21 protein-coding genes are annotated in these 21,700 nt (G+C 63.3%); 7 read left to right on the plus strand and 14 right to left on the minus strand.

Translation table 11 applies throughout. The features are described from left to right. Nucleotides 1-37 precede the first annotated feature (37 nt). Genes SCLO_RS19875 through SCLO_RS19890 form a run of 4 tightly spaced genes read right to left on the minus strand, consistent with a single transcriptional unit; the run spans nucleotide 38 to nucleotide 3,766 of the window. Nucleotides 38-1,573: an argonaute/piwi family protein gene (locus SCLO_RS19875; protein ID WP_007406262.1), complete on the minus strand. Its 1,536-nt coding sequence runs from the start codon at nucleotides 1,571-1,573 to the stop codon at nucleotides 38-40. After that, on the minus strand, nucleotides 1,570-2,964 hold the full coding sequence (locus tag SCLO_RS19880; RefSeq protein WP_007406249.1) for a toll/interleukin-1 receptor domain-containing protein: 1,395 nt from the start codon (nucleotides 2,962-2,964) through the stop codon (nucleotides 1,570-1,572). The genes SCLO_RS19875 and SCLO_RS19880 overlap by 4 nt, the downstream gene beginning before the upstream one ends. 48 nt (nucleotides 2,965-3,012) lie before the next feature. Further along, complete coding sequence (locus tag SCLO_RS19885; RefSeq protein ID WP_037569483.1) at nucleotides 3,013-3,411, minus strand: type II toxin-antitoxin system VapC family toxin; 399 nt, start codon at nucleotides 3,409-3,411, stop codon at nucleotides 3,013-3,015. Next, the gene (locus tag SCLO_RS19890; protein ID WP_202795898.1) at nucleotides 3,404-3,766 is read right to left on the minus strand and encodes an AbrB/MazE/SpoVT family DNA-binding domain-containing protein; all 363 of its coding nucleotides are present in this window, start codon (nucleotides 3,764-3,766) and stop codon (nucleotides 3,404-3,406) included. Before SCLO_RS19890 ends, SCLO_RS19885 begins: the two co-directional genes overlap by 8 nt. Before the next feature lie 136 nt (nucleotides 3,767-3,902). Between SCLO_RS19890 and SCLO_RS19895 the strand changes: the two genes are divergently transcribed. After that, on the plus strand, nucleotides 3,903-4,571 hold the full coding sequence (locus SCLO_RS19895) for a recombinase family protein (protein WP_066516455.1): 669 nt from the start codon (nucleotides 3,903-3,905) through the stop codon (nucleotides 4,569-4,571). A gap of 530 nt (nucleotides 4,572-5,101) precedes the next feature. Next, nucleotides 5,102-5,479, plus strand: coding sequence for a response regulator (locus tag SCLO_RS19900; RefSeq protein ID WP_066516394.1), 378 nt, complete (start codon nucleotides 5,102-5,104; stop codon nucleotides 5,477-5,479). A 66-nt stretch (nucleotides 5,480-5,545) separates the two neighbouring features. On the opposite strand, the gene SCLO_RS19905 is transcribed toward SCLO_RS19900, so the two are convergent. Continuing rightward, nucleotides 5,546-6,223: a phosphoribosylanthranilate isomerase gene (locus SCLO_RS19905; protein WP_083949045.1), complete on the minus strand. Its 678-nt coding sequence runs from the start codon at nucleotides 6,221-6,223 to the stop codon at nucleotides 5,546-5,548. Nucleotides 6,224-6,303: 80 nt separating this feature from the next. Beyond that, nucleotides 6,304-7,866 (minus strand): DUF4403 family protein, encoded by a 1,563-nt coding sequence (locus SCLO_RS19910; protein WP_231923442.1) that lies wholly within the window; start codon nucleotides 7,864-7,866, stop codon nucleotides 6,304-6,306. Here SCLO_RS19910 and SCLO_RS24225 point away from each other — a divergent pair. Together SCLO_RS24225 and SCLO_RS19915 are read left to right on the plus strand one after the other, a co-directional pair. Beyond that, nucleotides 7,856-7,987: a hypothetical protein gene (locus tag SCLO_RS24225; RefSeq protein ID WP_255210224.1), complete on the plus strand. Its 132-nt coding sequence runs from the start codon at nucleotides 7,856-7,858 to the stop codon at nucleotides 7,985-7,987. The two genes, SCLO_RS19910 and SCLO_RS24225, sit on opposite strands and share 11 nt — an antisense overlap. A 21-nt stretch (nucleotides 7,988-8,008) precedes the next feature. After that, a complete protein-coding gene (locus SCLO_RS19915; RefSeq protein ID WP_066516399.1) occupies nucleotides 8,009-8,578 on the plus strand; it encodes a DUF4142 domain-containing protein in 570 nt (189 codons plus the stop codon). Between the two features lie 66 nt (nucleotides 8,579-8,644). Here the strand turns inward: SCLO_RS19915 and SCLO_RS19920 are convergent, their stop codons facing one another. From SCLO_RS19920 to SCLO_RS19940, 6 genes are all read right to left on the minus strand, one after another. Next, nucleotides 8,645-9,196 carry a MarR family winged helix-turn-helix transcriptional regulator gene (locus SCLO_RS19920; RefSeq protein ID WP_374297650.1) on the minus strand — a complete coding sequence of 184 codons (552 nt, stop codon included), beginning with the start codon at nucleotides 9,194-9,196 and terminating at the stop codon, nucleotides 8,645-8,647. Beyond that, nucleotides 9,177-10,604, minus strand: a complete 1,428-nt coding sequence (locus SCLO_RS19925) for an efflux transporter outer membrane subunit (protein ID WP_083949046.1) — start codon at nucleotides 10,602-10,604, stop codon at nucleotides 9,177-9,179. Before SCLO_RS19925 ends, SCLO_RS19920 begins: the two co-directional genes overlap by 20 nt. Beyond that, on the minus strand, nucleotides 10,604-12,130 hold the full coding sequence (locus SCLO_RS19930; protein WP_066516402.1) for a DHA2 family efflux MFS transporter permease subunit: 1,527 nt from the start codon (nucleotides 12,128-12,130) through the stop codon (nucleotides 10,604-10,606). Before SCLO_RS19930 ends, SCLO_RS19925 begins: the two co-directional genes overlap by 1 nt. Next, nucleotides 12,130-12,453 carry an HlyD family secretion protein gene (locus SCLO_RS24025; protein ID WP_231923443.1) on the minus strand — a complete coding sequence of 108 codons (324 nt, stop codon included), beginning with the start codon at nucleotides 12,451-12,453 and terminating at the stop codon, nucleotides 12,130-12,132. Before SCLO_RS24025 ends, SCLO_RS19930 begins: the two co-directional genes overlap by 1 nt. A 15-nt stretch (nucleotides 12,454-12,468) precedes the next feature. Beyond that, nucleotides 12,469-13,398: an HlyD family secretion protein gene (locus SCLO_RS24030; protein WP_231923444.1), complete on the minus strand. Its 930-nt coding sequence runs from the start codon at nucleotides 13,396-13,398 to the stop codon at nucleotides 12,469-12,471. 125 nt (nucleotides 13,399-13,523) lie between these two features. Continuing rightward, the gene (locus SCLO_RS19940; protein WP_217998848.1) at nucleotides 13,524-14,654 is read right to left on the minus strand and encodes a cytochrome P450; all 1,131 of its coding nucleotides are present in this window, start codon (nucleotides 14,652-14,654) and stop codon (nucleotides 13,524-13,526) included. A 100-nt stretch (nucleotides 14,655-14,754) separates the two neighbouring features. On the opposite strand from SCLO_RS19940, the gene SCLO_RS19945 reads away from it, so the two are divergent. Both SCLO_RS19945 and SCLO_RS19950 read left to right on the plus strand, forming a co-directional pair. Continuing rightward, nucleotides 14,755-15,336: a TetR/AcrR family transcriptional regulator gene (locus SCLO_RS19945; RefSeq protein ID WP_066516404.1), complete on the plus strand. Its 582-nt coding sequence runs from the start codon at nucleotides 14,755-14,757 to the stop codon at nucleotides 15,334-15,336. Nucleotides 15,337-15,435: 99 nt separating this feature from the next. Then, nucleotides 15,436-15,720, plus strand: a complete 285-nt coding sequence (locus SCLO_RS19950; protein WP_096362244.1) for a transposase — start codon at nucleotides 15,436-15,438, stop codon at nucleotides 15,718-15,720. A gap of 356 nt (nucleotides 15,721-16,076) precedes the next feature. Here the strand turns inward: SCLO_RS19950 and SCLO_RS19955 are convergent, their stop codons facing one another. Continuing rightward, nucleotides 16,077-17,093, minus strand: a complete 1,017-nt coding sequence (locus SCLO_RS19955) for an AraC family transcriptional regulator (protein WP_066516407.1) — start codon at nucleotides 17,091-17,093, stop codon at nucleotides 16,077-16,079. Between the two features lie 319 nt (nucleotides 17,094-17,412). Between SCLO_RS19955 and SCLO_RS19960 the strand changes: the two genes are divergently transcribed. Further along, the gene (locus tag SCLO_RS19960) at nucleotides 17,413-20,454 is read left to right on the plus strand and encodes a TonB-dependent receptor (RefSeq protein WP_066516461.1); all 3,042 of its coding nucleotides are present in this window, start codon (nucleotides 17,413-17,415) and stop codon (nucleotides 20,452-20,454) included. A 421-nt stretch (nucleotides 20,455-20,875) separates the two neighbouring features. On the opposite strand, the gene SCLO_RS19965 is transcribed toward SCLO_RS19960, so the two are convergent. Further along, the gene (locus SCLO_RS19965) at nucleotides 20,876-21,682 is read right to left on the minus strand and encodes an NUDIX hydrolase (protein WP_066516408.1); all 807 of its coding nucleotides are present in this window, start codon (nucleotides 21,680-21,682) and stop codon (nucleotides 20,876-20,878) included. Nucleotides 21,683-21,700: the final 18 nt, after the last annotated feature.

The following is a 21,700-nucleotide window of genomic DNA, read 5'->3' on the forward strand; positions in this document are numbered from 1 at the left end:
ATCGAACCCACATCGGCGTTAGTCGGCGCTCATGGCATCAGATGTAGTGCCGAAACGGCAGCGGCGGTGCGGTAACGGTATGGGGCGATGCCATCAGGATCTCACCCACCCGGTCCGCGAACTTGAGCGTCACGGGCAGGGCGCTCGCGAAATCGCAGGCGTTGTAGTTGACCTTGGTGAGCGCAAGGATGTCGCCGAGCACCTCTACGATGTCCCCTTCGCCATGCGTCACGTCGACGGTGAGCGGCTTGGGTGTCTCGAACCCTTGATAACCTGCCAGCCGGGGTACGAACCCCCGCGCCCAAAGGTAACCTGACCAGTCACCCACGGTAAGGGCCGTGCCGCGCAGGACCGGTGTCGACGCGGAGGGGCGGAACAGCCGAACGTCATCGAGCTGCTTGATCCTGACTCCTACCAGCTGTGTTTCAGTGGGTACTGCGCTGCAAAAGCCGTCCCACTCATCGTCGGAAAAGCGGTGACGCCCATGGATGAACAGCTGGTTCGGTGGCTTGCCGTGCTTGAGCTTATAGCCCTCGACCACCGAGGTCATCAAATTCGCCGCCGCGCTCCTCGACAGGTGATATTCCTTGCGCTCGTCGGAGTACCAGGGGCCAAGGGCGCCGCGAAAGACGAGGCCGTCGCCTGAGTTGAGGAACATCTGCGCGGCGCAACAGGCCTCGCCCGTTGCCGCAGGCGTGTCGTCGTTCTTGAACACCAGTCCGACGTAGCACACGCCAGGCCGGACATGGGCTAAGGCCCAAGGCTTCGCGTCCATCTTGAAGTAGAGCGTGGTGCAGAAGTTCCAGGCAACCGTGGCCTCGTCCTGAAGGCCGCGTCGGCGGTCGTTGGCTATGTTGAGGTTGCGGTCGACCAGCGTGCTTTCGAGGATCAGCTGGAGGACGACGCCGTCCTGCAGCAACTCGGCTTTCAGCTGGTGGTGGAAATTGTTCGAGAACAGGTAAGTTTCGGCATCCCGCACCGTGTCGGGGAACAGGTCGCCGCCCATCTGGAAGAAGCGTTTGGCGTCCTTGAAGCTCGTGATGTCGGAGGGGGTGCGCTCGTCCTTGGGCGGTGGTGCGACCTGGGGGCGTCCATAGCGATAGACGACGTCCGGAACGACAACGAGCCAGACGTCGGGACGGCGCTCCTCGGCGCGGATGTGCGCGCGGATCGCGTCGGCGAACAGCAGCACCGTGGAACGAACCGCGTCGGCGCGATTGTTCTTCTTGATGCAATGATCGATGTCGCCGCTCTTGACCGCTAGCTCGACCATGCCGCGGGTCGGCAGCGGGATGCCGAAGCAGGCCTCGAAGCCCGGCCATGCGGGTGCCCATAAGACGGGCTTGCCCTTCGCATCGACTTTGCCGGGTATATGCAGGCTGATCCGCTCTAACCAGCGGCGGGATAGGCCGACGCCGCTCTCCGTCCCGATGACGCCCAAGCGTACCTGGGAGCGGCCATCTGGACCTTCGAGCGGCCCGAAGAGGAAGAGCCCATCTTTTGGCGCTTCCATCTGCTGCCCGTGACCGAACTCGAGCAAAGGCTCGGCGATGCGGTGCGTGAGGATGCTCATGCGTCGGCCTCCTCCGGTATCTCATCCCGGTCAAAGGCCGTTTCGAAGTCCTCTGACAGAGTTATCTGGCCTCCGTCGTCTTCCTCGGCTCGGCGGTCTTCTTCCGCGGCGAAGCTGACTGGAAAGTCGAAGCTCATCGGTAAGCTAGCGACGGTGAGGCGCTCACCGGACGCGGCAATGTCTAGTGCCGCTTCACCTTCGGCAAGCCAGCCCATCGCGGCGAGCAGCATGTCGCGCCATTTGTCATTGAACCAGGACCGCGTGAGGCGCAATCGGATGCGCTGCAGCTGTTCACCCGGGAGCGGGGTTCGGCCGTCGGTCGTCACCGCAACATTGGCATGGACCCGGAAGAGAGCATCCGGCCAGAGCTTGGGTTGAGCGACAAGGCACAGGTGCCAGCGCCGATCCTTGAACTTGCCGCTCAGGACACGGTCGACCCGATGTCCATCGCTCAGCGTCAGCTTCACTCTTCCGTCGATGAGTCCGTCGGGGAAGAAGCGGCCTCGGGCGCCCGAGGCGAAATCGACAGGAAGTAGCCCGAGACGATGCATGGCCAGGTCCCAGTGCTGACGCATCAAATTGACGGCGATCCGCCGTGCATTGGAACGCTCACCGAAGTGGCGGCTATAGGTACCGTCGATCACGCCGTTGAATGGCAAGCTGGCGCGCGCCTTCAAAGGCGGAGCGCCGTTGTCGAGACGCTCGATAGCATCGGGTCCGCAGAAGGCGATGGCGCCTCCCTCGTGAAGCACATGGGGAACACGCGTAAACTGGCTCCAGGCTTCCAGCTGCGCAGTCGTTCCCTTCGCCTCCAGGATCCAGACGTCGGGCCTCGCCCGGAGTTCGAACCAGTTGCTGTAAAGCGTCTCGGGATTTGGAGTGACCAGCTTTCGACCGTCCTCTTGGGCAGCAACGATCATCGCAAGCTGCTCGGCGTCCGGATGCTCGACCTTCAGCACACGTGAGGTGTCGAGCGTTTCGAGCAGGGGCTGAAGACAGGCCGCCCAATTAGGGAACGCATTGTGTGCGTTCTGGCGGAGGATCTCTGTTGGGAAATCGCCGAAATCCACGTCGGCAATCCGGATCGGAATCATGAACTCCGCGTCGCCGAGCTTGCGACGCATGACGTCGCCGAGAGCGAGCTCCTTCTTTACGCCTTGCTTGCCGATATGCTCGGACACCACGACGATCTGCTTGATGGCCTCGTGCCGCAGCACGTGCTCGATCTTGTCCCAGAAATCGTCGCCACCCCGAAGCGCGCGAACGTCGACCCAGACCTTGTATCCGGCCGTGGTTAGGCGCCCGGCAAGCCACCGGGCGAAGCAATTGTCCTCAGGATTGGCGTGCGTGATCAGAATTGTGTCGCGCACCGGTGTCGGAGCGGTAGTCATGGGAGTCCCCGCCAGCAGAGTGCCGTACCTAAAAGCACGAACGTGCGACTACTCTGCCAGAGGGCGCACGTTGGTGATGGTGATGCCTACATCGGCACTCGCAAGTGGCCCGTCCGTTGTGAGCATCTCGGCTTGCAGGTCGATCGCCAAAGCAAGGCACGTCCGATCGCCGAGAGAAAGACCGAGCGCCTTCGTGGCTGGCCGGAGGTCGCCTACTATGAGTGCCTGGGCAGGAGTGAGCGGCCGGACATCAAGATGCAGCCCGCCAAGCGCCTCACGCACCTCGTCGAGCGGCAATCCCCGGTCCCGTAGCTTGGAGACGACCTCTGCGAGGTTGGCTGTTCCGATGATGCTGCGGGTCAGGACGTCGACTACCCTATCCGCCCCGGGTTCATCGTTCAGAAGACAGAGCAGGGCGGAGGCGTCGAGTACGACTTTGCTACTCACGCTCCGCCTCACGCCGACGCTCCGCGATCAGCTCGTCAGCCAAGCCGACGCCTTCGGGCACATACTTGCGCAGGATGGCGCGAGCACGCTCAAGTGCCTTAGGTACGGAACGTACCCGCAATTCGCCATCGTCCACATCGACGAGAACGGTGTCACCCGTGGTGATCCCGAGCTCACGGCGCATTGCCGCCGGGATCACGAGCTTACCACCGTCCACGATTTTGACCCTCTGTGCTTCCATCTGCACCAATCCCGCTGCTCTGACCTGTCCAACGGCTTTATACCGGAGGGCAACGTCGGACGCCAGCGTGCAGGGAGGGATCGATGCACGGCTGGTCACCGAAATATCGTTCATCAATAATGGAGCAGCTACTTAGACCCGGTCTGCTTAGCTAGGCTCCGTAGGACCGGCACTTGCCGTTCTGAGCCGCCTGCTGCATGATTGGCTCACAAGGGTGTACCTAACTAAGCCGGGCAGGAGTAACGACCACGTGAAAGGCAGCGAGGTACGGGCGGCGCGGGTGTACCTGCGGGTGAGCACGGACGAGCAGGATCTGACGCGGCAGGAGAGCATCGTTGCTGGCGCGCGGGCTGCCGGCTTCTACGTCGCGGCGGTCTACCGGGAGAAGGCGTCTGGCGCGCGACCTGACCGGCCGGAGCTGTTGCGCATGGTGGCGGACCTGCAGCCGGGCGAAGTGGTGGTCGCTGAGAAAATCGACCGAATCAGCCGCCTGCCGCTGCCGGAAGCCGAACTGCTCGTGGAGGCGATAAGGGGCAGGGGGGCGCGGCTGTCAGTGCCCGGGATCGTCGATCTGTCCGATCTGGTGGCGGACAGCGCGGGCGTGGCGCGCATCGTGCTGGAGGCGGTGCAGGACATGCTGCTGCGCGTGGCACTCCAAACAGCGCGCGACGACTACGAAACCCGGCGCGAGCGGCAGCGCGAGGGCATTGAGATCGCGAAGAAGGCAGGGCGGTACACCGGTCGCAAACCTGACCTAGCCCATCACCGCCGCATCGTAGGCTTGCGCGAGGCTGGTATGAGCATTGCGAAGACGGCTGAGCTCGCTGGGTGCAGCATCGCTCACGTCAAGCGGGTGACGGCGATCCATCGCGCTAGATCAGCACCGCCTTCAAGTGCGTCAGCCGACAACAGTAGGTAGCCAACTGCCGCCATAATCCTGATCGGTGATCTGACACGGGGTTCTGACACCTGCAAACCTTGGAAAGGCTGGGGCAGCGGGACGGCGTCACAACCGTCCGGTTGTGACACCCGAGCCTGCGGAAATTACTGCCGAACTTTAATTTCAAGGCAACCGGTTCACGCTATCGTATTTCGATGGCGATTGCCGCACCTTACCCTCCGAGCCGCATGGCCTCGCTCTCTGTCGCGGCCGTGCTAATCCTGCTGCTGGGTTACGGCGCGGCGTCATTGGCGGGCCTTATCGAGCGGTGGGGCGCGTCGCCGGGCGGATTGGGCGTGCTGGCAGGCTGGATGGCGCTGGCCGCGCTCGCGCTTCCTCTGATGCGTGCGCGACCTACACGGCGCGCGATGGCGATGCTCAGTTCTCATCGAGCGATCGTTGAGCGCGTACACCAGCGGCAAGACGGAAGCTGCATTCGATGCGGAAGGGTTCACGTTCACCCTCCATGCACGCCTTGAAGACGTCTCGATCAATGATGGAAACAATTAGTGGGCCAGCGTAAGCCGATTGCGAACAAGACGATCCTGATCGTGGAAGACGAAGCCATCCTCAGGTTCGATCTGGTCGACTTCTTCGAACATGCAGGTTGGAAAGTGTTCGAGGCCACGAATGCCGAGAGCGCCATCGAATTGCTCGATCGTCACAGGGAGATCGGCGCTGTTCTGACGGACGTCAACATGCCTGGGTCGATGGACGGCCTTGCACTCGCTCATCACGTGCGCGGGCGCTATCCGCCAACCGTCCTGTTCGTGGTGTCGGGCAACGTGCCCCTGGACAGCGAGGATCTGCCGGTCCGAACCGCGTTCATGCCCAAGCCGTTCGATCCGCATCGCCTGCTTCGCGAACTGGAGGCGGCAAGTCTGTGACGGGGGGCTAACCTTAACTGCACAGGACTCCGGCGGAGGAAGGCGTTCACGCCGGTGCCAGTGCCGTCACATCGCCCGCGCCATTTCCCGGTCGATCTGCTGGACCGCGGTGACGAAGGCGAACAGCTTCTGCGGGTCGAGCTGACCACCCGTCCGGACGCCGGAGCACAGGTCGACACCATAGGGGCGAACCTGCCCGATCGCTTCCGCCACGTTAGCGGCGGTCAGGCCCCCGGCAAGAAACACCGGCTTCTCGGTCGCACGGACGAAAGCGGCGCTGACCGCCCAGTCATGCGCGCGGCCGGTTCCGCCCAGCTCAGCGACCGGGGCGTTGGGCCTGCCGGAGTCGAGCAGGAAGGCATGAACGCAAGGCTCATAGGCCGGGATCAGCTGTAGCGCTTCCGGCCCTTCGACGTGGATGACCTGTATCCGGCGGACGTGCGGCTCCAGCGCTGCCAGCTTGCCCGACTCCGCGGGATCGATGTGCGACACGATCTGGACCGCCGACGGAGCGGTCGCGCGGACATGGGCGGAGATGGCGTCGGCGGTCGTCTCGGATGTCAGCAGGAAGGTGGCCACCGGCGGTGGCACGAGCGCCGTCACCTCTGCGATCGCCCTGTCGGAGATCGGACCGGGACCAGAGGGCATGCGTGCTACCAGCCCCAGCGCATCCGCCCCCGCGGCGATCGCGATCCGCGCTTCATCCGGCGAGGCGATGCAGCAAATCTTTATACGAGTTCTCATGGGATGGAGACATGCCGCCAGGCCGATGCAAGGGCAATGCGCCGGTCCGTGCCGGTTGCCGTCGTGAGGTCGGGCGTCCTCTATCGTGGAGCAAGGCGGATCGTGGCCGTGCCGCGCCCCCATACGGGAAGGTACACGCCTTGCCCCGCCGCCTTCAGCTGGCCCGTGCGCACGTCCGTGATGTGGGCGCGCACGATCAGGTCGCCGATCCGCTTCTCGTCGATCGCACGGGTGATCTTGGCGAGCAGCTCGTCGAAATCCTTTTCGAAGTTCTGCGTCAGCGCGGCGGACACGGTGCTGGAGATGCCGGGGGCGTTGACGAGCTTCAGAAGCAGGCTTGTTCGGACCGAGTCGGTCACACCTGCGACGGTGAGATCGTCAAACGCGACACGGCGATCATTGACGGCGTTGCGCGGCGTGGCGGTAAGCCAGATCGTGCCCCGCGAAGGCTCCCCGCCTTCGGCTGCCGCACTGAAGCGGAGCCCGACCGCGATCTTGCCGCCCGTCGTGCCGTAGATGGTCACCTGGTAAAACTGCGCGCGCACCGCACCGACACCGGGCACCTCGAAGGGGCGGCGGGAACGCTTCACCAATGCCTTTGCGAGCACCGGCTCCAGCTGACGATAGTCGGCGATGACGGGTATGGCGAACAGGATGCGGCCGGGTCCAGGCTGCATGCGCGTCATGGCGGGGAGCGGCTGGCGCTGCGGATCAGGCGGCCGATCGCCGACAAAGGTCTCCGTCCCCGCCGTCAGCCCCAGCGCCAGGTTCACCCGATTGCGCGAAATAGTGTAGCCTCCGTAGCTCAACTGTCGGGGAGTGATCCGCATCCACACCGGCGGGTTCGCCCGGTTCAGCTGGACGGAGGTGAACGCCGCGCCCCACACCTGCGCGATCTGCTCGCGCAGCTGCAATCTGCCGAGCTCCTGCGGCAGAGTGTGCTCCAGGCGCGCGACGACGCCGGCGAGCTTGGCGTCGGCCTTGCTGGTGAACTCGATACGCTGGCCCAGGAAGTCGACGTGCGGCTCGTCGGTCCAGTCGTAGGCGATCGATACCGTTGCGCGCGGCGACCAGTCGCCGGCGATGTCGAGCCTGGCTACTGCCCGAACGCGGGCGTCCGCCTCGGCTGTTTCCCGGCTGAGCACGCCTCCCACGTCCCGGGCGCTGATCGCGGCGTGAAGCGGCATGGTGACGGTGATCGTTTTGCCCGAGCCCTCCAGCACCAACGGCCCTCGGACTACGGTGCCCGTGATGCGGCACCGGATCGCGGGCGTCTTAATTCTCGCAAAGAGGATCTTGACCTTCTTCGGCGGGACGCAGGTCTGCTCCGGCTTGTCGATTGACCAAAGGCGACGCGGAACCGCCTTTTCGAGAGTTGCCGCCAGCTTGCCCAGGTCCGCGACGATCGGCACGTCGATGGTGGAGGTCTGCGGCGGTACGCTGATCGTGTCCTTCGCTCGCGGAGGCGCCTCGCGAGGAGTTCGGTCGCAGCCAGTGAGGATGGCAACGCAGAGCAGAGCGAACACGATCGAGGCGCGGGAGACGTCGCTTTTGCGCAAGGAAAACCTCGCAATTCGGTCTGCCGCTTCAGATTTCGACTTAACCGGCATTGGAACGGCTTCAAGAGCCGCCATGTTCATCATCGCCGCGTACCTCCAGACGTCCGAGCGGCCACCTCTCCAGCAGAGCGCCGAGGTGCGTCGCAAGAAAGGGAACCGTTCCGTTTCCTTATCGTTCGACCCGTTGATTTCGGTCAATGCCTGACAACACCAACGGAGAACCTCGATGAAGATTGCGATTGTCGCTGCGCTGCTCACCCTGGCGCCGGTACCAGTGCTGGCGCAGGCCGTTTCGCCCGCCACTTCGGGAACAATGACCAGCGCTGACGTCGGCGTCTCGCCGATCGCGAGCCAGAGCGGACCCAATTACGTGCTCGCTGCGGCCGATGCGAACCTTTACCAGATCAAGGCCGCGCAGCTTGCCGCGACGCGCGCGCAGAGAGACGACGTCAAGGCCTATGCAAAGCGCGTGCTGGCGGAAACGCAGAGCAGCCACAAGGCGCTGCTGGCGGCGCTGAAGAATGATCAGCGCACGATCAAGGCGCCGTCCTCGAGCCTGTCCGCCGACCGCGCTGCCCTCCTCAAGCTGCTCCAGAAGGCGCCCAAGAGCGCCTTTGACAATCTGTATCTGACGCAGTCCGCGCAGGTTCAGCAGGCCGCCTGGGCCGTGCACAAGGGTTACGCGCAGGACGGGACCGACCCGGCGCTGCAGCAGGTCGCCGGCACCGCGGTCCCGGTGCTGGAAAACGAGCTCACCACCGGCAAGTCGCTTACTCCCTCCGGGCTTGCAGGATAGGTGATACCCACCGGGCCAGGTCGATGAAGCCCCCTTTAGACCTGGTCCGGTACCTGTTTATGGCGATTATTGACGGGAGTGCAGCCTGCGGAACTGGTCCCGTGCTTCACCGCGCATGAGATGCTGCATTACGATCCAGTAGCCCGTGACGGCTGTCTCTCCTGCCGCCTGATACGCGTTCGCCATGTTACGCCTGAGCTCCTCGAACAGCGCGTGCTCGAGCGCACGTCCCTCGTCGGTGAGCGACAGCAGCTTCTGCCGTCGATCGCGCTCCCCGACACGTCCGCAGACTAGCCCGCGGTCTATCAAATCCCGCATTACCCTGCCGAGCGATTGCTTTGTGACGCAGAGAACGTCCAGTAGTTCGCTGACTGAGATTTCCGGGTACCTGCCGAGGAAGTACAGGGCGCGGTGATGCGCCCGTCCGAGGGTACGCGTTGCCAGCTCGGCGTCGGCATGCGCCAGATGGGATCTGTGGGCAAAGAACATCAGATCCATTCCTCCCCTGATCGCGTCATCACGCAGATACTGGGCAGGAGGCGGCAGAAGCGGAGCCGTCACGCGGTCGGTGCCCTCCCCTCGCATCGCTGCAAGACTGTCACTGCTGGCTCCATCCAAGTCCCATCGCCTTTTGGAGGGCGATAAAGGCACGATCAAGTTCGCCGGTCGCTTCCAGCACTGACTGGTCGGCAGCCAGCGCCGCGCGTTCGGCATCGATGGACGTGGTCAGCGGTATCGCTCCCTGTGCATATCGCTGCCCGGCATAGGTCGCTGACTGTCTGGCACCGTTACGGCTCGCGACAGACGAAAACAGGTTACGGCGCTGATTGCCGAAGCGGGTCAGGCTGGTTTCAGCATCAGACAGCGCGCCGAGAACCGCCTTGCGGTATTGTGCTTCCGCCTCGTCTCGGTCAGCCCGCGCCTGCTCGACCCGGGCACGATTACGGCCGAAGTCGAGAAAGCTCCAGCTGATCCGCGGCAGGAGCAGGCCCGCGACGCTGTCAGGATCAACCACATCGGCGATATTGGGACCACCGAGCCCGATGATCCCCATAATGCTGACCGATGGGAACTGCCGGGCGACGTTGACCCCGATCTGCGCGTTCGATGCCGCCAGCTGCCGCTCGGCTGCGCGAATGTCAGGCCGGCGTCGCAGCATCGCGGCCGGGTCGCCGATCGCGACAGTTCCTGGGATCATCGGGATCGGGGCAGGAGTGGACAGCAAGGCATCGTGTGTTCCGGGCTCGTCGCCGGTGAGCAGGGCAAGCTGGTCGAGCGTGGTCGCGATCTGTCCCTCGAGCGGCAACAGCCCGGCCTCCGTGCGGGTCAGCTCGGTCTTCAGCCGAACCACCTCGTCGCGCGACGATGCACCGCGTTGTTCGCGCTGTTGAAGCAGGGCGAGTGATCGCTGTTGAAGCTGCGCGGAGCGGCGAGCCAGGATCAGGCGCTGCTGAAGTTCGCGCAGAGTCACATAATTCTGGGCAACCTCCGCCGACAGACGAACCTGCGCATCAGCTTTATTGGCTTCGGCCGCCTGAGCCTGGGCCTCGGCACCTTCGGCAGCGCGGCGTCGCGCGCCGAACAGATCGATCTCCCACGATGCGTCCAGGCCGGCATTATAGAACTCGGCCCTGATACGATCGGATTGCTCGCCTTGCGTCGGCAGCGCGAGCGAGCCTGCGGGAAGATCGGCGACGATCGCAGTGCCTGACGCCGACACGGTGGGAAGCTGGTTCGCGCGCTGTTCGCGCAAGCTGGCGCGCGCCTTGCGGATGCGCGCCTCGGCGATCGCCACGTCCGGATTGGAGGCAAGCGCGCGGTTGACCAGGGTCGTGAGCTGCGGGTCGCCCATGCCTTCCCACCAGCGTGCGATAGGGAGCTGCGGTGACGTGACTGCCTGATCTGCGCGGCGAAATGTCGATCCGGAGCGCTCCCCACTCGCGACGCCCGGCGGCCCTCCATAGTTGGGCCCGACGACGCATCCGGTCAGGAGGGCGGGCAGAATGGCCCAGCTGAGTCGCTTCATCAGTGCATCGCCATCTGCGTGTCGGAGGAGATCGGGCGGAGGAACAGTGCCAGCGGCGTCGTGACCGCGATCGCAACGCCGAGCGCGAAGAACAGGTCATTATAGGCCATAACGGTGGACTGCTCCAGGAGTTGACCCGCAAGCTGCCGATAGGCGCCGGCTTCGCCGGACGGCATGGCCATAGCCTTCGCGAACCATTCCTGCGTGGTCGCTGCATTGGCCGACACCGTTTCGCCCAGCCGATTGAAGTGGAGAAAGGTCTGCCGGTCCTGGAGGGTCGCCATCATGGCAAGGCCGATCGATCCGCCGAGATTGCGCCCCGCATTGAACAGCGCGGACGCATCACCAGCATCCTCGGGTGCTACAGCGCTGATCGCTGCCTGGTTGAGGAACATCATGGCGAAGATCTGCCCGAAGCCCCGGACGAGCTGTGAACCCGTCAGGTCGCCCCCAGCCGACTGCGCGGTGAGGTGCCAGTCCATGGCGCAGCTGACGCCGATCAGCGTCATGCCGACGAAAACCGCCAGGCGAACGTCAAGATATTTGAACGCTAGCGGCAGGAACGGCATCAGCATCAGGGCGGGGATACCGGAGACGAAGACCACCTTGCCCGATTGCAGCGCGCTATAATCCGCCATCGACGAGAGGAACTGGGGGATGAGAAAGGTCACGCCGTAGAGCACGACGCCGATGATGAGGCTGAGGACGAATACGCTACCGAAGGAGCGGCTGAAGATCAGCGACAACTTGAGCACGGGATGCGCGGAGCGGACCTGTCCGATCGTGATGAGCGCGAAGCCGAAGACCGTGGCGATCGCGAGTTTCACGATCATGGCGGACTCGAACCACATCTCGCGCTGCCCCTCCTCGAGCATGACGGTGAGCGCACCCAGGCCGATCGCGAGTCCCGCGATCCCGAACCAGTCGGCATGGCGTAGCTGGTCGAGCCGCAGATGCTCGTGCTTGAGCCCGAACAGCAGGAGGAGGACAAGCCCTGCACAGACCGGCACATTTAGAAAGAAGGCGTAATGCCAGCTGTAATTGTCGGTGAGCCAACCGCCGATGATCGGCCCGAGCACCGGACCAAGGATTGCGGTGCCGCCGAACGCGGCGGTGCCGATCGGCTGCTGCGACGGCGGCAGCCGTGTCGCGATGATGGTCATGGCGGTCGGGATCAGTGCACCGCCGGTGAAGCCTTGGCCCACGCGGCCAGCGATCATCATCGGCAGCGTCGTCGAGATCCCGCACACGATGGAAAAGCCAGTGAAGCTGACCGCTGCCCCCAGAAGGAAGTTGCGCAGGCCGAACAGGCGCACGAGAAAGGGGCTGAGCGGTATCATGACGATCTCTGCCACGAGATAGGAGGTCGCGACCCAGGTGCCCTCGGTGCCGCTCGCGCCGATCTCGCCCTGAATGGTGGGCAAGGCCGCATTGACGATCGAGATGTCGAGCAGCGCCATGAAGGACCCAATCGTGCCCGCCGCGACGGCGAGCCAGTCGCGCAGGCCGGCGCGTTCGGCCGCCATCAGCGCGTGCCCTGCGTCTCGCCGCGCTTCAGCCGCTCGGTTTCCTGCTTGATCCGGTCACGACTTCCCTTTGCGCTGATCGTGTCGACCGTGACCTCGACCGACAAACCGGGACGCAGCACCCAGCGCGACTCCGGCCCCGCTTCAATGCTGATCCGCACGGGCACTCGCTGAACGATCTTGGTGAAGTTCCCGGTCGCGTTCTCGGGCGGGATGAGCGAGAACTGCGCGCCTGTGCCTGGCGAGAAGCTCGCAACCCGGCCGCGCAGTTCGGCGCTGTCCAGTGCATCCACGTTGATGGTCACGGGTTGCCCGACGCGCATCAGCGCGACCTGGGTTTACTTGAAATTGGCCTCGATGTAGAGTTGATCGACTGGCACCACCGACATCAGCCGGGTCGCCGGCTGGACATATTGCCCGGCCCGGACCGCCTTGTCGGCGACAACGCCGTCGATGCTGCTGCGGATCTCGACCGCACCGAGGTCCGTCGAGGCGCGCGCAAGCTGCGCCTGAGCGGTGCCGCGTTGTGCTTCCGCCTGAACGATGCGAGCCGCTTGGGTCGCAACACTGCGACGGGCGGCAAGGTAGGCGGCTCGCTGTGCGCGCAGCTCCGCGGCGGCTCGATCGCGCTGCAGGACGAGGTTGGCGAGGCGCTCGCGCGATTCGGCGCCGGAGCGGGCGAGCGGCTCGTAGCGCTGGACCTCCCGCTCGGCAGCGACCGCTGCCGCCTCGGCGCTCGCGACCTGGGCTGCGGCCTGTCCGACTCCGGCCTGCTGCTCGTCGAACGTCCGCTGCGCGGCGCGGATGTTGGCTGCGGCCGCCGCGATCTGGGCCTGTGCCTGTTCGACATTGGCGCGGTAGTCGCGGGGATCAAGCACGGCCAGCAGTTGGCCGCGCCGGACGGGCTGGTTGTCGGCGACTAGGACGCGCTCGACATAGCCGCCGACTTTTGGCGAGACGGTCACGAAGTCCGCGCGCACATAGGCGTTGTTGGTCGACTGCAGGTACTGGCCGCTCGCGCGGTAGTTCATGTACCAGGCGATTGCAGCTATGATGCCGGCGACAAGCGCGGCGACAAAGACGTAGCGGACGATAGGATAGCGCTCGAGAGGGCTGAGCTTGTCGTCCTCGTCTGCGTTGTTGTCCTTCTGGTCGTCGTTCCCTGCCTCGGATCGAGGCTGGTCGGACCCCCGTTCATCTCGATCCTGCTTGTCGGATCCCTGCTTGTCGGACCTTTGCTCGCCGGATTCGGCCTGCGTGTCAGCCACTCTGCAACCTTGTAATATGTAAACCGTATCGTGTCCTAGCGGCGGGACAGGAGCGTTTCCACCACGTTTTCACGAACGGGTGGCCTCGGCGAGGACAGGCGGGACGATTTTAAGCCCGTGGCATTTTACGAGCCTTCACGGCGACACATGACGGTAAAGTCACGAACCTCGTAGCTGTGAATAAGCGGGTTCCATAGAAGCGTCGGATCAGCCGCGAGAGCCAGACCTGGAAGTCGGACGAGTTCTCCCAGGAAGATCGCAGCCTCCAGCAAAGCGACACTCGCCCCCGGGCAGCGATGCGAACCATCGCCAAAGGCCAGGCCGGGTCCGGGCACGCGCTCGGCTCGCTCCCGTGCGGGGTCTATCCGGAACGGGCACGCCCCCATGGCTTGCGCGTCAGTGTTCGCAGCGCGGACATCGATCGCGTATACCTGATCACCATCGGGCGTCTTGCGTCGCAGGGTCCCGACCACCGGCTCAAGGCGCAGGATTTCTTCCAGGATCTCGATCCGTACGCTCTCATCGGCCTCCACGAAACGGCAGCGCAGGTCTTCATCGCGCAGAATATGCCATGCCGCCATGGAGATGAATTCGCGTGTGGTGACCATCCCTGCCGCCGCGTAGGTCACACACTCGGTCAGCAAGGCGCGGGGACCGTACCCTTCCTTCATGAGATGGGAAATCACATCGTCCCGCGGTGCCGCGCGACGCGCCCGCTGCGCAGGAAGCACATCGCGGACAAAGAAGTGCCACATGCGGCCTTGAGCGCGCACGAACCGAGCAAGGTCGATGACCGTACCTCCCGACGTCGCCGCATCCTGCGAAAAAAGGTGTTCGAGACGCCATGCCATCGCAGCCGGATCGCTTTCCGTCAGGCCAACAATTTCCGCTGCCACGAATACAGCCAATCGTAGGGTAAGTTGATCAAGACGTCCCTCGCCGGTAGCCTGGAGGTCGGTGAGGAGGCGCCCGCTCTCCTTCAGGATAAGGGCCCGATATTTCGTGTCGACTGTTCGGGGAGCGAAGAACCGTGCGGTCGCTGCGCGCTGCGCGCGATGACGGTTTCCGTGTTGGAAAAGGATGGGAGCGAAGCGAGGATTGCCGAACCGCTCGATGAGATCAGCCCGAAAACCGGCCTGGCGAAGGCTGTCGTTGCGAAGCACGGCTCTCGCGTCTGCGAACTGGTTCACAGGTCGGTCGAAGACGCCGTTGATGACAGGATCACTCTTGCGATCGTCTCGCGTGATGGTGGCCATGAGGATGCACTCCTACCATGATATGACCGATCGCTCGCCAACGCCGATGAACGAAAGTCATACGATCCAGGTACAATCTATGAGACAGTGTGTATCATAAATGCCGAGAGATGCAAACCGTTCCCTAGACGCGCGCTTCCAGCGCTCCAGCAGCGCTCTTCGCGAGGCGCTGCTGCGTGTCCTCGATCGGGCAGAACTGGCGCACGTCACCGTCCAGATGATCGTCAAGGAGGCTGGCATCGGGTATGCCACCTTCTTTCGTCATCACCCCTCGCTTGAAAGCCTCCTGCTCGCGGTCGCCGACGCAATGATCGGCGACGTTGCGGCGCGCATCTTCCCAGATTTGGTAAAAGGAAATCAGGAGGGTGCTCTCGCGGAGTTCGTACTCTACGTAGAGCAGAATCGGAGAGCCATCCGAGCGCTGCTGGTCGGCGGGGGCGATCGCATCCGGCGTGAGATTGTCGTCCGGGCGACTGCCCAGGCAGGCGTTCTGCCGTTTCAGATCGACCCGACCCTGCCGCCGGAGTTAGCGATCCGTCATCTGGTGGCCGCTGGCATGGAAGTGATCGTCTGGCACCTTGACAGAGAGCCTGGGAGATCGGGGCCTTCAAAGGTTCTGGATGACCTCTCGCAATTGCTGAGGCGGCTGGCTCTTGCCCCTGTCATCGTCCCTCTGCATTGACGAGCCGTTTGACATGCTCCCGTCTTTTCCATCCGAGGTGCGTGTCGGTTTGCCAAGCAACTCGCCCGGGTTGCGCGGCAAAGCGGCGCCTGCCGCTTGATGATGATGCCCCGCGGCGGAGCGCTGACGGCCGTCAGCTTGATGAGCGCCATCGACGATCCTCGCCGCTTCCGACGCTCGCAGGATATCTGGGCCCGTCTCGGCTTATCCCTCGCTGCTACCAGTTGGGGGGGGGTCGACATCAACGCCCGCATTTCCAAGTGTGGAGATGGTCTCGCCCGCAAGCTGCTGTTCGAAGCGGCCCATGTCATGCTATCGCGGACCTCTCGCCCGTCGGCGCTGAAGGACTGGGCTGCCGCCGCCGGCGGGAGATCGGGTTTCTGAAAGGCGCGCGTTGCGCTGGCCCGACAGTTGGGGGTGACCCTGAGTCGGATGTGGCTTGAAGGGTGAGCCAGCGACCCGAGGGGAACTGCCACGACCTATTACCCGCTTCTCGAAATACCGCTCTCTCAGCGTGCAGCCACGACCGCCTCGTGACCCACTTCGTGACCGACTGAAACACGGAAGTCGCATCGAGAGGTCGGCGATCCGGCGCCAATGCTGAGGCTGGATCCGTCTCAACCTCGAAGACGACAGCGATGCGCGAAAGCAGCTCAACTACGAGCACCTTGGCAACGGCTTAACCCGACGGATGCACGCCGGAAGCTCGCATCGTGCCCGAGTGAAAAACCGGGGGACGGTCATCGGGGATATCGACGACGATAATGGCTCGGGGCCACGCCCGACCACTTCTTGTACGCCTGCGAGAAACTCGACGCATCACTGAAGCCTACGCGCTCCGCGATATCGGCGATGTTAAGCACAGTGTCATTCAGCAACTCCTTAGCAAGACGGTAACGAAAGTCGGCTGAGATTTGGCTGAAGCTCGTGCCTTCATCATGGAGGCGTCGTTTTATCGTGCGCTCACTGGTCCCTGCGAACAATGCAAAATCAGACAGGCTTGCTATGGCTTTGGGCGGCAGAGCGCTCAAAAAGTCGTGCGCACATGCCGATGTCCTGAATTCATTGCAGCGACGCTGCAGAAGGCTCGAGCACATCTGCTCGCACAAGGCAGAGGTCACGGGATCGGCATTTGGAAGTGAGCGTTCGAACGGAACAAGATCGAACACGAGGCTGTTGACGGCGCTGTTGACCTCCGCATCCATCCCGAACAGCATCGTGTCAGGTACTCGTTCCGGTGCGCGAAGAGTGAAGCTCCGGAGCGCGAAGTCGCCGCCGACCAATGCTGATCCGAGCGTGGCAGCAGCGGCCATGTCCCGCAAAGTCAGGAACGACCGTTCGGGCTCACCGATGGACGGCCCCGGATCATCGAAACGCAGCACGCCAAGTTGGTTTTCCTGATGAAAGGTGATGGGACAATAAGCGTAGGTGAGAGGTAGAAAACGTAGCGCCAATGCAATGGCCTCGAGCCCGGTGGCGCTGCTGATCAGTCCGTATCCCCACAGGCTGAAGGTGGAAAAGCGGTAGCGTCGCCCGACTTCAATCCCCAGTCTGACCGGATCGCCGCGTTCGAGTACGAGGTTGCTCACCACCCGCAACTCCTGCTTGGCAGTGATCTCGAGAGCCGGGTCAACCAGATCAGGCGCGCTCAGCCCCGTTCCCCTCAGCAGGGTCGCTGCTGGCACGCCCTGCTCCTCCCCGAAGGTCATTAGCAGCCTTACACTGGCAGTGCTTCGAGCGAAGTTCCAGAACGTCATCGTTGGTCCTCCTGCGCATCCCTCCGGGAGGAAGACGCCTGACGCGTAAAGAGCTTAGTCGGCCCAAAAGATAATGAAACCGTCCCAGATCATTATTTTCGAGCGTCTCACGTCGCAATAAGGTGACGTCCAGGCTCAAAGCGCGGGCATCGTAGGGATCAGCGGGAAGGAGAGGACGTCCGCGGCGGATGCACGAACCGCACGGATTGCTCGCAAAAAGCTCTCGTCCCCACGCCGTTCGGCGGGCTCGATTGATCGCACGTTCGAGCGAGATGGCGCGCGGCAGCCCAAAGGGGCGTCGACGGGGAGGAGAATGACGATGAACAGGTTTGAGCTTCTGACGAGCGCCGCGGTGATGTCTCTCGTCTGTCTGCCTGCGGCAGCACAAGCCGGCTCTGCGGCAGCCACAAATCCTTCTCCTCAAGGCACAGCGACGACCTCGTCCGAGGCCGTCACGCCCGCAAACGGCCCTGGCCAGGAAGCGCCGTCCTCTGCAGGCAGCGGAGCCTCGGAATATGCCGGCGACATCGTTGTTACCGCCCAGCGCCAGTCGCAGCGGCTGCAGGATGTGCCGATTGCGGTCAGCGCCTTCACCGCGGAAAACCTCGAGCGGCAGCAGATCGTCAACCCGGTTGCTCTTCAGCAGACGCTGCCCAACGTCACCTTCACGAAGACCAACTTCACCTCGTCCTCCTTCACGATCCGCGGTGTCGGCGACCTGTGCGTTGGCACTACCTGCGACTCGGCGACTGCGATCCACGTCAACGATATGCCGCTGCTCGGCACCCGCCTGTTTGAGGCGGAGTTCTTCGATCTGGAACGCGTAGAGGTGCTGCGCGGCCCTCAGGGTACGCTGTTCGGCCGCAACGCCACCTCCGGCGTGGTCAACTTCATCAGCGCCAAGCCGGACTTGTCTAAGGTTCGCGCAGCGGGCGAGTTCGAGTACGGCAACTACAATTCGATCCGCGCGCGCGGGATGTTCAATCTGCCGATCACCGACACGCTGGGCGTCCGGGTTGCCGGCACGTACCTGAACCGCGACGGATATACCAAGAACCTTTACGACAATTCGCGCATCGATGATCGCGATCTATACGCGGTGCGCGGCACGCTCTCGTGGGAGCCGACCAGCGATACGCGCGTCGACCTGATCGGCTACTATTTTCGCGAAAAGGACAACCGCAGCCGTATCCAGAAGCAGCTTTGCCACCGCGATCCCACCGGCGTCCTGGGTTGCCTGCCCGACAACCTGCGTTACGAGACACTGAACGGCAATTCGACGCTGGCAACCGTCCTATCTTCGCGGGAGTTCCTGGGCATCGCGATCGACCCCGAACTCGCCGCTGCCGGGACGCCACTGCGAATTGCACCCTTTGCCCTCGGCAGCGTCTACGGGGCCGACCCTTTCGGCGCGGTGATCAACCCGGCTGACGTCCGAACCGTCAACGTCGACACGGTCCCGACGTACTTCGCCGAGGAAGAGCAGTATACTGCGAAGATCTTCCACGATTTCGGCGAGATTTCGCTGAACGTGACGGGCGGCTACATGCGCAACACCGTGAGCTCGGTCTCGGATTACAACCTGGCGGTGGAGGCTCCATACGTCAACAATCCGGGGCTTCTAGCGCTCCAGGGTGTGACCACGCTAGGTTCGATGGCCTACAATCCCACGCTGGCCGCGCTGTTCGGGAAATTCGCACAAGCAGTGATACCGAATGGCGCCAACGGCGGCGTCTGTCAGTCTGCCGCAACCGAGGCCAATGTTGGCGTTTACGGCGGGGCGTCGGCCGGATGCTATCCTCAGAGTCTCGACTTCGATCGTTCGGCGGGCAAGGTGCGACAGTTCAGCATCGAAGCCCATGTGGACAGTAAGTTCGATGGGCCGTTCAATTTTCTGCTGGGCGGTATCTACTTTGACTCCAAAGCCACGGACGTCGATTATTACGTGAACAGTTTTGGTTTGGACTACGCATCCGGCCTGGTGGGTAGCACCCTCGGCGGCGGCAATGCCTTCACTGCGTCGCCGAACTACCGTAATGCGGCTCCGCTCTTCCGCCTCAAGTCCTGGGGTATTTTCGGAGAGAGCTATTTTGAGTTCAATGACCGGCTAAAGCTGACCGTGGGCCTGCGATACAACCACGACGACAAGTTTGTTCGGCAGCGGACGACGATCTTCACGGATGCGGCCGGCGACTTCACGATCGCGCCGATCGGCGTCGACAATGCCGATCCATATCTGACGAACTACGATTTCGACTCGACCCGAGCGGGTTCGCAGCCGTTTGCAGAGAACGAAGTATCCTTCTCGCGCTTAACCGGCCGGGCGGTACTCGATTACCGGATCACACCGGACAATCTTCTGTATGCGTCATATTCCCGGGGCTATAAATCGGGCGGCATCAATCCGCCTCTCTCCCCGATCTTCACTGTTCCGATATCCTTCGCCCCGGAGCAGGTTGACGCGTTCGAGATCGGATCGAAGAACACCTTCGGCAATGGCGCCTTTCGCCTGAATCTCACCGGCTTCTATTATAAGTACAAGGGGCTTCAGCTCAGCCGCATCGTCGCGCGGACATCCGTGAACGACAATGTGGATGTAAATATCTATGGTGTTGAGGCGGAGGCCATCGCCAGGCCGATCCCGGACCTCGTCGTCAACATGAACTTCAGTTACCTGAACACCGAAGTCGCAAAGGACAGGTTCATCGCGAATCCTCGGGATCCATCGGGCGGGCGCTCGGACGCGGTGATCATCAAGGACATCACCAACGCCTCAAACTGCGCGGTGGCATCCACTTCTGGTAACGTCGTCGGCGTCAACCAATTCGTCGGCGCCGTCAACGGCGCGGTCGGGCTGCAGGCGCCGACGCCGATCCCGGGCACCACCACCACGGGGGCGTTCAGCATCTGCTCGGCGCTGACCGCTCAAGCCTCCGCCATCGGCGCGGCGTTTGGCGGCATCCAGGTGCTCGGCTCGGGCGTCGAGGTCAACGTCAGGGGCAATGCACTGCCCAACGCTCCGACCTACAAGGCGTCCGCGGGTATCCAGTACACGATTGCGATCGGCGGCAGCGGCTTCACGGTCGTGCCTCGCGCCGACATCAACTACACGGGTGATCAGTGGGGCACAATCTTCAACAAGAGCCCGATCGATCGCATCCGCGGCTACGAGGTTGTGAACGCGCAGGTCCAGCTCAACGCGCCCGACGACCGTTTCTACGTGCGCGGATTCGTGCAGAACCTAACCAACAACAACGGCGTCACGGGCATGTACGTTACCGACCAGTCATCCGGACTATTCACCAACATCTTCACTGTCGAGCCGCGTCGTTATGGCGTAGCAGCCGGATTCAAGTTCTGAAAAATGTGCGGCTGTGAACTCCTGTGAGACCGGAAAGGTTTGGTGATGTAGCAGAGCGCAACGCGATCCGGGGCGGTCAGATTCGGATGCACGCATGCGCCGTTCTGCTGGCGCGCCCGTCGGCGATCCGCCGGGCAGAAATGTCGATGACGAAGGCCACGTTGTCGAACCCGGCAAGGTTTCAACGTAGGTAAAGTCGGACACTCGCTGCATGATACGGGCCGGCGTCCAGAACTGTCGGTCTCCCCATTCGACCGGGAATCATGCCGCCCTGCCGCTGTCGATGAAAGTGGCGCGGACCGGCTTGCCGCGAATCACGCCGGTTAATCCCGTCGCCCGAAACACTCCGCAACGTGAAAAAAGGCCGCCCTCGAACAGTCGAGGGCGGCTAGGAGAGGCTCGTGAATAGGCTGATTGTCAATCAGCCCTTTAAACTCGCCAAACTCTGTGTGACGTCGCCATAACCGGCATGGGCGGGTATGGTAAGTACGCGCTCTCCGTCCCGTATCTCGATCTGCGGGAGCACGGTGACCAGCGGACGTGCATCCGCTCTGGCGAGGCAATCCGCCGCGTTGTCGGCTTCGGCGAGCAGCTTCACATTCATCAAGGTCGGAAAGATCACCGTTCGGGTGCCGCTTCCGGCGAGGTCCAGGACCGACTCTGGCGCGATCCACTCGGCGTCGACCGTTTCATGTCCGTCGCAGATTGCGACTTGGTCGGCAGGAGCGTGGGCGGCGTAGAACCAAGTGTCGAACCGCTTCGGCATCATCTCCGGAGTGATCCAGCGGGCGAAGACGGTCAGGGCGGTCAGGGAGAGCTTCACCCCTAATCCTGCGACGACATCGAGGAAGGCGAGTTCGCCGGCATCGACCTGCCGCCGGGCCTCGGCGTCGCACACGCTGGAGAAGGCGCGACCGTCGGGATCGGTGGCCAGCAGGATCCCCGCCTCCTCGAACGCCTCTCGGATAGCGCCGATACGCAGCGCGCGCTGGGTCGCGTCGACCTCGTCCCAGCCGATCACGTGATCGCGCCAGCGCGGATCGTCGTCACCAGGGTGCATCTTGCCGCCCGGGAACACCAGCGCCCCCGACGCGAAATCGATCTGGTGGTGCCGTCGCACCATGAGCACCTGATATTCGGGCACATCCCGCAGCAGCAGGATCGTGCCGGCCGGTCGCGGCTCGGCCGGAGTGCGCCTGGCGTCCGCCGCCGAAGTCTCGCTGCTCATGATCTCTCCTGTCTCTGC

This window comes from Sphingobium cloacae (assembly GCF_002355855.1).
In the GTDB taxonomy this organism is placed as follows: domain Bacteria; phylum Pseudomonadota; class Alphaproteobacteria; order Sphingomonadales; family Sphingomonadaceae; genus Sphingobium; species Sphingobium cloacae.